Origin of the sequence: Clostridium sp. Ade.TY, from assembly GCF_000498355.1 — a bacterium.
Lineage (GTDB): Bacteria > Bacillota > Clostridia > Clostridiales > Clostridiaceae > Clostridium.
Map to the genome: position 1 here is coordinate 16709 of NZ_AVSV01000041.1, position 10371 is coordinate 27079.

General features: G+C 28.2%; 10 protein-coding genes and 10 tRNA genes. 8 read left to right on the forward strand and 12 right to left on the reverse strand.

The features are described 5' to 3' along the window. Window positions 1-60 precede the first annotated feature (60 nt). The 5 genes from O212_RS0114820 (at window position 61) to O212_RS0114840 (ending at window position 3932) form a co-directional block, all read left to right on the forward strand. A complete protein-coding gene (locus O212_RS0114820) occupies window positions 61-603 on the forward strand; it encodes a hypothetical protein (protein ID WP_024615867.1) in 543 nt (180 codons plus the stop codon). Between the two features lie 190 nt (window positions 604-793). Then, window positions 794-1252 (forward strand): dUTP diphosphatase, encoded by a 459-nt coding sequence (locus tag O212_RS0114825; protein ID WP_029699446.1) that lies wholly within the window; start codon window positions 794-796, stop codon window positions 1250-1252. An 87-nt stretch (window positions 1253-1339) separates the two neighbouring features. Next, complete coding sequence (locus O212_RS0114830) at window positions 1340-1771, forward strand: DMT family transporter (RefSeq protein ID WP_024615868.1); 432 nt, start codon at window positions 1340-1342, stop codon at window positions 1769-1771. Between the two features lie 24 nt (window positions 1772-1795). Further along, window positions 1796-2620: an MBL fold metallo-hydrolase gene (locus O212_RS0114835; protein ID WP_024615869.1), complete on the forward strand. Its 825-nt coding sequence runs from the start codon at window positions 1796-1798 to the stop codon at window positions 2618-2620. A 112-nt stretch (window positions 2621-2732) separates the two neighbouring features. Next, window positions 2733-3932 (forward strand): S8 family serine peptidase, encoded by a 1200-nt coding sequence (locus O212_RS0114840; protein WP_024615870.1) that lies wholly within the window; start codon window positions 2733-2735, stop codon window positions 3930-3932. Here the strand turns inward: O212_RS0114840 and O212_RS0114845 are convergent, their stop codons facing one another. Further along, window positions 3933-5132: a M23 family metallopeptidase gene (locus O212_RS0114845; protein ID WP_024615871.1), complete on the reverse strand. Its 1200-nt coding sequence runs from the start codon at window positions 5130-5132 to the stop codon at window positions 3933-3935. 182 nt (window positions 5133-5314) lie between these two features. Here O212_RS0114845 and O212_RS0114850 point away from each other — a divergent pair, with 182 nt between their 5' ends. Both O212_RS0114850 and O212_RS0114855 read left to right on the forward strand, forming a co-directional pair. Beyond that, on the forward strand, window positions 5315-6322 hold the full coding sequence (locus O212_RS0114850) for a DnaD domain protein (RefSeq protein WP_024615872.1): 1008 nt from the start codon (window positions 5315-5317) through the stop codon (window positions 6320-6322). Further along, entirely contained in the window at window positions 6315-7292 is a 978-nt protein-coding gene (locus O212_RS0114855; RefSeq protein WP_024615873.1) for an ATP-binding protein, read from the forward strand. Before O212_RS0114850 ends, O212_RS0114855 begins: the two co-directional genes overlap by 8 nt. 66 nt (window positions 7293-7358) lie before the next feature. Here O212_RS0114855 and O212_RS0114860 read toward each other — a convergent pair. The 11 genes from O212_RS0114860 to O212_RS0114910 form a co-directional block, all read right to left on the reverse strand. Beyond that, window positions 7359-7435: transfer RNA gene (locus tag O212_RS0114860), tRNA-Asp, on the reverse strand. 9 nt (window positions 7436-7444) lie between these two features. Beyond that, a tRNA-Val gene (locus O212_RS0114865) sits at window positions 7445-7520 on the reverse strand. A gap of 23 nt (window positions 7521-7543) precedes the next feature. Next, a tRNA-Glu gene (locus tag O212_RS0114870) sits at window positions 7544-7618 on the reverse strand. Between the two features lie 40 nt (window positions 7619-7658). Beyond that, window positions 7659-7735 (reverse strand) — tRNA-Asp (locus O212_RS0114875). A gap of 16 nt (window positions 7736-7751) precedes the next feature. Next, a tRNA-Val gene (locus tag O212_RS0114880) sits at window positions 7752-7827 on the reverse strand. A 9-nt stretch (window positions 7828-7836) separates the two neighbouring features. After that, window positions 7837-7911: transfer RNA gene (locus tag O212_RS0114885), tRNA-Glu, on the reverse strand. A gap of 9 nt (window positions 7912-7920) precedes the next feature. Continuing rightward, window positions 7921-7996: transfer RNA gene (locus O212_RS0114890), tRNA-Thr, on the reverse strand. A 29-nt stretch (window positions 7997-8025) separates the two neighbouring features. After that, window positions 8026-8102 (reverse strand) — tRNA-Asp (locus tag O212_RS0114895). Window positions 8103-8118: 16 nt separating this feature from the next. Then, a tRNA-Val gene (locus O212_RS0114900) sits at window positions 8119-8194 on the reverse strand. Window positions 8195-8203: 9 nt separating this feature from the next. Next, window positions 8204-8278: transfer RNA gene (locus tag O212_RS0114905), tRNA-Glu, on the reverse strand. Window positions 8279-8420: 142 nt separating this feature from the next. Then, window positions 8421-9029: a hypothetical protein gene (locus O212_RS0114910; RefSeq protein ID WP_024615874.1), complete on the reverse strand. Its 609-nt coding sequence runs from the start codon at window positions 9027-9029 to the stop codon at window positions 8421-8423. 92 nt (window positions 9030-9121) lie between these two features. Here O212_RS0114910 and O212_RS0114915 point away from each other — a divergent pair, with 92 nt between their 5' ends. Then, window positions 9122-10366, forward strand: a complete 1245-nt coding sequence (locus O212_RS0114915; protein WP_024615875.1) for an NAD(P)/FAD-dependent oxidoreductase — start codon at window positions 9122-9124, stop codon at window positions 10364-10366. The last annotated feature ends 5 nt before the right edge of the window (window positions 10367-10371 follow it).

Sequence of the window (10371 nt, forward strand, 5' to 3'; positions counted from 1 at the left end):
TTATAATTTATAGAAAAGTTTGGTTATTGAAACCAAAGAATATATTGTGCGAGGTAAGATATGAGATATTATATTGTTGCATTATTTGATGCTCCTTCATACGAATTTATAAGTCCTATTCAGAGAACATTATCAAAAAGATTTAGAGCAAATAGGAATTCACCAGCGCCATATATAGCACTAGAAGTTCTAGATAATCCTAATATTGAGAAGTTAGCTCCAATAATAGAAAAAGTATTAAAACCTTACAAAAAATTCAAGATAGAACTTTCTGATGAGTTTGCTATAAACGAAAACTTAAAGACAATAAATATAAATTTAAATGGAGTTGGATATATTAAAAAAATTGAAAGATGTTTAAAAGATACTTTAAAACTTCATGGATTTAATGTTAGAGAGGGAAATATGGATAAATTATCTGTTTCTTTAGCTAATCTAAATTATATTCCAAAGGATAATAAAAAGAATTCTTTTGATCTTCAATCTACTATAAACACGAATTTAGAAAATCAAACTCTAAAAATAGATAAGTTTGAATTATGGAAAGTTCCTCATAATAAAAAAGAATTAAAAATAAAAGATTTTGATTTAAAAACATTTTAATTTGTTTTTTGCTTAAAACTTCATTTATGTTAAATGAAGTTTATTTTTTTACCTATTATTCTATATTTTATGAAATTTTATAAATTTTCAAAAAAATTTTTTCTGTATTCGTTTACTGACCTTTTCATCTATTGAAAGTTTTTGTAAAATAAATAAAGATAATTGCCGTAAGAGCAGGGAGGATTCGTTGATGTTTGTTTCCAATTTATTTAAAATTCAAAAAGAACTTGATAGTAAAGTAGTTATTAATCCAGAATTAGATGAATATAAAATTAAAGCTCGTAAAAATTTAGAGTTACATGTAAAAATTAGTGATCTTGCAAATGAGACAAATTGCTTTGATTACAAAGAAAGTAAGGACTCTAACTTTAATAAAGAAAGAATTTTTAAGAAGTATTTAATTTGTTTGCAACAAGTATTATCAGTGGGAATTACTAATGAATATGACAACGTAACTGAAATTTCTATGCAACCTACAGAATATTGTTTAAGTGATCAATTTCTTAACCTATACATAGATATAAATGATTTAATCATATCACGTTCAGAAGATCATTTTGAAACTTTATTCGAAGATTTACTAAGCCTTGGAAATACTCTTGGTTTTTCAGAACAAGAAATAACTGATGGATTTCAACATTTAAATTAATTAATAATTTAGCTATAAGATTTTTCTTATAGCTTTTTTTATTATAATTTTTACTTAAATGGCAAAACTAACTTTGAGGTGATTCAATTGTTAGGAATAATTTATGCAATAATATCCGGAATTTCAATGAGTCTTCAAGGTGTCTTTAATACTAGGCTTGGAGAAAAAATAGGTACTTGGGAAACAAATGTCTTAGTTCAATTAATAGGCTTAATACTCACAGTTATTATAACTGTATTTGCTGGTAAGGGTAACTTTAAAGAAATAGCTAATGCAAATAAATTATACCTTTTAGGTGGTGTATTAGGAGTTATAATAATATTCACTGTCATGGCAAGCATTGGATCTCTTGGAACTACTTATGCCATTGGAGTAATTTTAATATCTCAAATTACTGCTGCCGCAATCATTGATTATTTTGGATTATTTGGAACTGAAAAACTTAATTTTACCTTAAAAGATTTTTTAGGTGTTGCAATCATGATTATAGGTATTATAGTATTTAAGTGGAAAAGGTAACTTAAATTTAAGGAGATAATACTTATGAATTTTTTAAAAAACATTCACTTTTTATCTAAGTTAACTTATACAAACATGAGAGAATATTTTAATGATAGAGATAAAGCTTCAAACGACCCAATACAAGATGATTCAATTCATTGGTATGGTCATGCTACAACAATAATAAATTTAGGTGGAAAACTAATTTTAACTGATCCTGTTATTTCAAATAGATTAGGCTACTTTAAAAGAGTTATAGATAAACCATTTGATATTAATGAATTAAAATTTGATTATATACTTTTATCACATGGTCATATGGATCATATGCACTTTCCATCTTTAAGACAACTAAAAAAATTAAATAAAGATGCTACTGTTATAGTACCAAAGGGCTATAAACGGATCTTATCAAAATTAGGATATAAAAATGTGCATTTATTAAGAGCTGGTAATACATTTGAGGATGACTTTCTTAAAGTAACATCTATTCAAGCAAACCATGATGGTCGTAGATTTTATGTTGGAATAGATGACGAAAGTAACTCATACCTTATTGAAGGTGATAATAAGAAAATATTTTTCGCAGGAGATACAGCCTATACTGAATCATTTAAGGATATTGAATGTGACGTTGCACTTATGCCTGTAGGTTGTTATAAACCAGCTAGATTTGAATATATGCACTGCAACCCTGAACAAAGCTATAAGATGTTTAAAATGATGAATAGTAAAATAATGATTCCTATTCATTACAAAACATTTAAAATATCATTAGAAGACTTTGAGGAAACTCATGAGACACTTGTTAACTTTAAAGATAATACCGTCAAAATTATAAATGTCGGAGAAACATATAAGCTATAGTTTTTACTATAGCTTATTTTTTTATTAATATATTATATAAAACAAAATAATATTAACAATTATTGTATCAAAATTATACTATGATATTGTAATAATATTTTAGGAGAACTCTATGTTTAGTTTAAAAAATAAACTAGATTATAATCTAAACATTGCTTTAAAAAATAATTCATATAAAAAATATAGAGTCCTTGTAAAGTGTAAAAATTTATTTTCATCAATAGTAAAGAAGATATCTCACTTTAAAGGTGCTTTAATTTATTCATTAGATTATTGTAATATAGTTGTTGCTAATTTAAATAAATATGAAATTAAACTATTATTGGAATACCCAGAAGTTGAAAAAATATTTTTTGATGATTACTTATTCTTATGTGGTATAAGTGTTACATCAGCAAATAACTGTAATTTATATAATACTAATAAATCCAAATACTCAGGAAAGAATATAAACATAGGCTTAGTAGATAGTGGTGTTTATCCTCACCCTGATCTCCTAAGCCCTAATAACAAAATAGATTATTTCTTTGATTTGATAAATGACTTTAAATACCCTTATGATGATAATGGACATGGTACCGCAATAGCTGGGTTAATGTGTGCTAGCGGTGCAAATTCTAATAATTTATATAAAGGGGTATCTCCAGCTAGTAATATAATTTGCTATAAAGCATTTGATAAACTAGGTAAAGGATTTGCTTCTGACGTACTTTATAGCATTGAATGTTTAATTAAATTAGCAAATGAAAAGAATATACGAATTCTTTGTTTACCCTTTGAACTTTTAAATTTAAATTATTACGTAATTGATGCTTTTAAATGTATATTTGATATTGCAATAAATCATAATTTAATCCCAATTGTTCCAAGTGGAAGCATAAATTCTGAAAAAGATATGATTAAGGGAATTGCAATATTAAATAATTGTATAACAGTAGGTGGAATAAATAGCTCTAAGCCAATTTCTCCTTATTTATACTCATCTAAAGGCCCTTACTGTAAACTTACTAAACCAAATTGTGTAGCATCATGCACTAATATATCATCACTAAACAGTAATACTTCTTATATTTCTGAAAGAAATGGAATTAAAATATATCCAAGCAAATTAAATACTAACTACAAAACATTTAGTGGAACTTCTTTGGCAGTTGCCTTTGTATGCTCTGTTTGTGCATTAATATTAGAGCATAATCCTTCTTATACATTTAATGATGTTTTATCTATATTGAAGTTAGCTTGTGACAAAAAAGATTTGCCTAAAGATATTGTTGGTGATGGAATTTTAATTTTTAATAATATACTTAAATAGTTAATCAATATAGCATTCTGGATTTACAGGGGTTCCATTTACTCTTAATTCAAAGTGTAAGTGCGGCCCTGTGCTTCTTCCAGTACTACCTACCTTACCTACTCTATCACCCTTCTTAACTCTTTCTCCTTCTTTAACCTCTATTTTACTCATATGTGCATATCTAGTTTCAAGCCCATCTTCATGTTCTAAAATAACAACATTTCCATAACCATCTCTTTCAAAAAATGTACTCTTAACAACACCATCAAAAGCTGCTATAACAGGATCACCAGTGTTACCTGCTATATCAATTCCATTATGATGTTTTCCCCACCTTTCTCCAAAATTTGATGTAATTATTCCACCTCTAGTTGGACTCATTAAAAATGGTGTATTGCTATTTATAGGATTTTTTGTTCCTTTATATACAATCTTACTTTTACTTTCTAATATTACATTCTCAGATATAACTTCACTATCCTTCTTTTCGTTATTTACATAAGTTGTTTCTATATACTGTTCTTTCTTTCCTTTTTCTCCATTACTCTTTACATAACTTTCGCCTAAAAATAAATCATCATTTCTTTCAATTTTAACTGATGGTTCTATATCTACTATTAATTTTTCCTTTACTACTAATTCAACTTCTAATAATTCTTTTTCATTTTTTTCTACAATTAAATTTGCTAATTCTTTATTACTAGATAATTTTGATAAACTAACCTTTTCATTATTTAGCTTTATGTTTCCTTTTATATTTATTCCGTCAACTTCCTTATTATCTATTTTATTTTTAGTAATGTATATATTACTAACTTCTCTTAATACTTCATCTACTTGACTTTCATCAATGACATATCCTAGTCTCATGCCATCTATACTTAATGATTTTAATGTTACTTCATTATTCATTAAATTTATAATGCTAGTCATTAACTCATCATATGTTGAAAGTTCAACATTCTCATAAATTCTTCTAAAAGATATTCTTTTCTTAGATACTTTTTCATCCTGTGATAACTTAGAATTTATTCCAGTTAATATTTTATTATAATCTTCTTTTACTCTTTCTTTATTATTACCATATCCAACTACAGCTTTTCCTAAGTATACCTCAAACCCCTTTGCTTTATAATCTAAAAAACTATCTGTTAATATTACTCCTGATATTACTATACATAGAAACAATATAATTTTTTTAATGTTTTTCGAGCTCATAACAATCTCCTTCTCTATTGTTTTTTAACACATCAATTAACTTTCCCATTAATAAATTTTTTTATTCATATTAAAGATTTTCCTTAAGTTGTTATATAATCTTACCTTTGTTATAATTAGTTTACGTATATGAAATAATATAATTTAACTATTAAATTTAATTTGAAAGGTAGAGAATCTAAATGAGCACTTTTATGCTTAAAAATAAACCTTTGGATTTTACCCCTGTTAGCAATGTCTTTATAGAAAAATACATGCCAAAAGCTCGTGGTGAATTTGTTAAGGTTTATTTATTAATGTTAAAATACAATATAAGTGGTGAACTTGGAGTTAATTCTTCAGTTTTAGCTTCAGCATTAAACTTATTAGAATCTGACATAATGAATGCATTAAATTACTGGAATGATGAAGGTGTTTTAAAGCTTGTCCCAATAGATAAAATGAGTAATTTTAATATAGAATTTGTAGACCTTAAAGAAGAAGATGTAGAATTCAATAAAGATAGCATAAATATATTAGAAGCATTAAATAGTTCTGAAACTCATGACATGCTTAAAGATATAGAAAAAATACTATCAAGACCTCTTTCAAGCAAGGAAATGGAAATATATCTTGGTTGGCAAAAAGATTTTTCATTCCCATCTGAGTTAATATTATTACTAATCGAGTATTGTTCATCCAAAGGAAAAACTAATTTTAGATACATTGAAAAAGTCGCTGAAGCTTGGAATGACATGGGCATAAAAACTATCGAAGATGCTCAATCACAAATCAAGCAAACAGAAGATAAATGGACTAAAATACGAAGAATTTTATCTTACCTTGGAATGAAATCTTCTGAAGTTATGAAACCTCAAGAAGAAATGCTTGAAAAATGGATATTTACTTATAAATTTCAAATGCCTTTAATTGAAAAAGCTTGTGATATATGCTTTGAAAGATTAAATAGAGCAGACTTTAAATACATAGATGGAATATTAAGCAATTGGCATAAAAATGATATAAAAACTATGGAAGATGTAGCTTTAAAAGATAAAAATCATAGTAAATCAAATAAACAATTCAATAATAATTTCAATTCCAATAAACAAAGTAAACCAAAAGCTATCAGATTTAATGATTTTAAACAAAGAGAATATGATTATGATTCTTTAGAGAAAAAACTGTTAGGATGGGATAAAGATGATTAAGGGATATCAATCTGAATTAATGAACGTATATCAAAAGATTAGAAATGAAGAAAACCATAACTTAAAGCAGCGTAGAGCTGAGATTAAAGCACTACATCCTGAAATAATAGATTTAGATAATGAAATACATAAACTTTCTCTAAAACTATCTATGACAATTTTAAAAAGTAGTGCAACAGAAGAAGAAATTCAAAATATTAAAGATAATATTATTGATATAAGAGCTAAAAAATGTGAAAAATTAGTTCAATATGGCTATAACCCTGAATATTTAAACATGCATTATAGATGTAACAAGTGTCAAGATACTGGCTATATAGGGGTTGAAAAATGTGATTGTTACAGAGAAAAATTAACAAGACTTTATTATAAAGATTCTGATCTTGAAGATATTTTAAAAGATAATAACTTTAGTAACTTTAATATCGAATTATTTTCATCATCAAAAGATAACTACGAAAAATTCTCTCCAAGAACTAATATGAGAAATAACTTAGAATTTGTAATGAAAGATTTTATTCCAAACTTTAGTACTAGTTCTGATAATTTATTATTTTATGGAACTCCAGGAAGCGGAAAAACTTTTCTTTCATACTGTATAGCTAAAGAACTTTTAGACAGAGGATTTTTAGTTATATATAAAACTTCAGATGAATTAATAAGAGCATTAAAAGATATAAAGTTTAATAATAATACTTATATGGAAAAACTTCTTATTGATTGCGACCTTCTTATTATAGATGACTTGGGTTCTGAACAACTTAATGATTTTGTTGCTACAGAATTATTTAATCTAATAAATAGAAAACTTCTTAAAAAGAAGAAAATGATAATATCAACTAATTTCACATTAGCAGAACTTGCTAAACACTATAGTGAAAGAATTTCTTCTAGACTTCTTGGAAACTTTAAATTACAAAAATTCTATTCAGAAGATATAAGAATAAAACTAAATTTAGCAAAAAAATAAAGGACAGTATAACTGTCCTTTTTATTTTTAAATAAAAAAGGAAGTAAGCTTAATGCTTACTTCCTTTGGCGACTCAGAAGGGGTTCGAACCCTCGACCTCTGGCGTGACAGGCCAGCACTCTAACCAGCTGAGCTACTGAGCCACATAAAAATGGTGGGCACAACAGGGATCGAACCTGTGACCCCCTGCTTGTAAGGCAGGTGCTCTCCCGGCTGAGCTATGCGCCCATTTTTGTGTAAAAAAAAAGAATTGGTGACTCCTAGGGGAATCGAACCCCTGTTACCACCGTGAAAGGGTGGTGTCTTAACCGCTTGACCAAGGAGCCATATTAAGTTTTAAACAAATAACTTTTTTAATTTTAAAAGTGGCGACTCAGAAGGGGTTCGAACCCTCGACCTCTGGCGTGACAGGCCAGCACTCTAACCAGCTGAGCTACTGAGCCGCGTTAAAAAATTATGTGGTGGGCACAACAGGGTTCGAACCTGTGACCCCCTGCTTGTAAGGCAGGTGCTCTCCCAGCTGAGCTATGCGCCCACATAAAAATGGTGACTCCTAGGGGAATCGAACCCCTGTTACCACCGTGAAAGGGTGGTGTCTTAACCGCTTGACCAAGGAGCCATATTAAATTGGAGCTGATGATCGGACTTGAACCGATAACCTGCTGATTACAAGTCAGCTGCTCTGCCAATTGAGCCACATCAGCATATTGTAAAAAGCTATTAAAATTAAAAATGGCGACTCAGAAGGGGTTCGAACCCTCGACCTCTGGCGTGACAGGCCAGCACTCTAACCAGCTGAGCTACTGAGCCGCGTTAAAAAATTATGTGGTGGGCACAACAGGGTTCGAACCTGTGACCCCCTGCTTGTAAGGCAGGTGCTCTCCCAGCTGAGCTATGCGCCCACATAAAAATGGTGACTCCTAGGGGAATCGAACCCCTGTTACCACCGTGAAAGGGTGGTGTCTTAACCGCTTGACCAAGGAGCCATGTTAAAACTTTTCTCATGACCTGCGCTTTGTTAGTTACTTGGCGCTAATCACATAGACTATATTACATAAAATCAATTTAAGTGTCAACACTTTTTTAAATAATTTTTTATTTTTTTTCTTTTTTATCTTTAATAATTCATTATTCTAGCAATTTTAATTTTTTTCCATTACTTGATTTATTATTTAAAACCCCTGAATTTTCAAGGTTTTCTATTACTAATACATATTTTGATATTAATTTTTCTCTTTTGCCAATTTCTTTCTTTATTTTATTAATTTCTTCGCTACATAAATTTTTAAATTCATCTTTTTCTACAATATTAATTTTTAGACTATAATCTTTTCTACTAAACTTTTTTCCAATAGCTTCAACTTTTATAGGAAATTTATCATTAACTAACATAATCAAATTTTTTTCCCAAATATTTCGTTTATTTATTGAGTAAGTGTCTAATAATAATATTATCTTTTGTAACTCTTCTTTACACTCAATTTCTATTCCATCTAATAAAGCTTTATATAAAAATACAGAAATTCCTCTTTGAAGCCTTATTTTTAAAAGTTCTTTATTTGAAACTAAAAATTCATCCATTTTATTCTCTGTTACTATTTCTACATCTTTATTGTAAAATTCTTTTATCCCTTCAGAATTTGGATATAAAACTAAAACTTTATCATAATTTATTCTTCTTACATTAAACTGTTTATTATAATCTTCTAATTTTTTATTTTTTATAATAACTTTCATAATGTCCACCTCTAATTTTAATATTCCATTCTTTAATCAAAATTATTACTATGGTAAAATTATTTAAAAGATTTATTAAGGAGCGTTTTAAAATGATATATCACGATTTAATAATTGTTGGCGGTGGAGCTTCTGGACTTATGTCTGCAATACTAGCTAAAGATCTTGGTTTAGATGTTGCTGTAATTGAAGGAACTGATAGAGTTGGTAAAAAGATTTTAACTACTGGTAATGGTAGATGTAATATTTCAAATTCTTCTATATGCTATCCATTTAAAAACTATCACAGTTCAAATGATGGATTTTTTATTGATGCTTTAAATAGCTTTTCTATAGAAGATACTAGAAATTTCTTTTTATCTATAGGTCTTCCAATAATTGAACTTGAAAATAACAAACTTTATCCACAATCATTACAAGCATCTTCAGTTGTGGATATTTTAAGATTGGCTCTCGAAGATAGAAACATTCCTTTATACACAAACTGCAAAGTAAAAACTATCCACAAGAAAAAAACTTTTAAGTTATCCACAAGTAATGATGAATTTAATGAGTTTAGTTGTGCAAAACTTTTACTTTGCTGTGGAGGAAAATCTGCTGTTAAAACTGGTTCAGATGGTTCTGGCTTTAAACTTTCTGAAAATCTTGGTCATTCAATTACACCTACAATGCCTGGGATAGTTCAATTAAAACTTGATTATCCAAGGCTTAAAGGATTATCAGGCATAAAGTTTGATGGAAAAGTCTCTTTAATATCTAATAATAAAATTATTAGAGAAGAATTTGGTGAAATTTTATTCACAGATTACGGAATTTCTGGACCTCCAATACTTCAAATTTCATCCACAGTTTCTCGTTATTTAAAAAAACATCATGATGTGTGGATAAAATTAGATATGATGCCTGAGAAATCTTTAGATGATGTTAGTAATTTTATATATGGTCATCTTGCTATGTTTTCTCATAGAAGCATATCCGATGCTTTAATTGGAGTAATTAATAAAAAACTTATACCTATTTTACTTAAAGATATAGGAATTCATGATATTCACATTCCTTGCTGTGACTTAGATTGGAATTATCAAAATACTTTAATTGAAAGACTTAAAAACTGGTCATTTAAATGTACTGGAACTAAAGAATTTCAAAATGCTCAAGTAACAGTAGGTGGTGTTAACACTAAAGAAGTTAATCCAAAGACCTTAGAATCTAAATTAATTAAAGATTTATATTTTGCAGGTGAGATTTTGGATGTAGATGGAGATTGTGGCGGATTTAATCTTCAATGGGCATGGAGTTCTGCCTTTTTAGTTTCTAATTCAATTGCAAAAAAATAGACTGC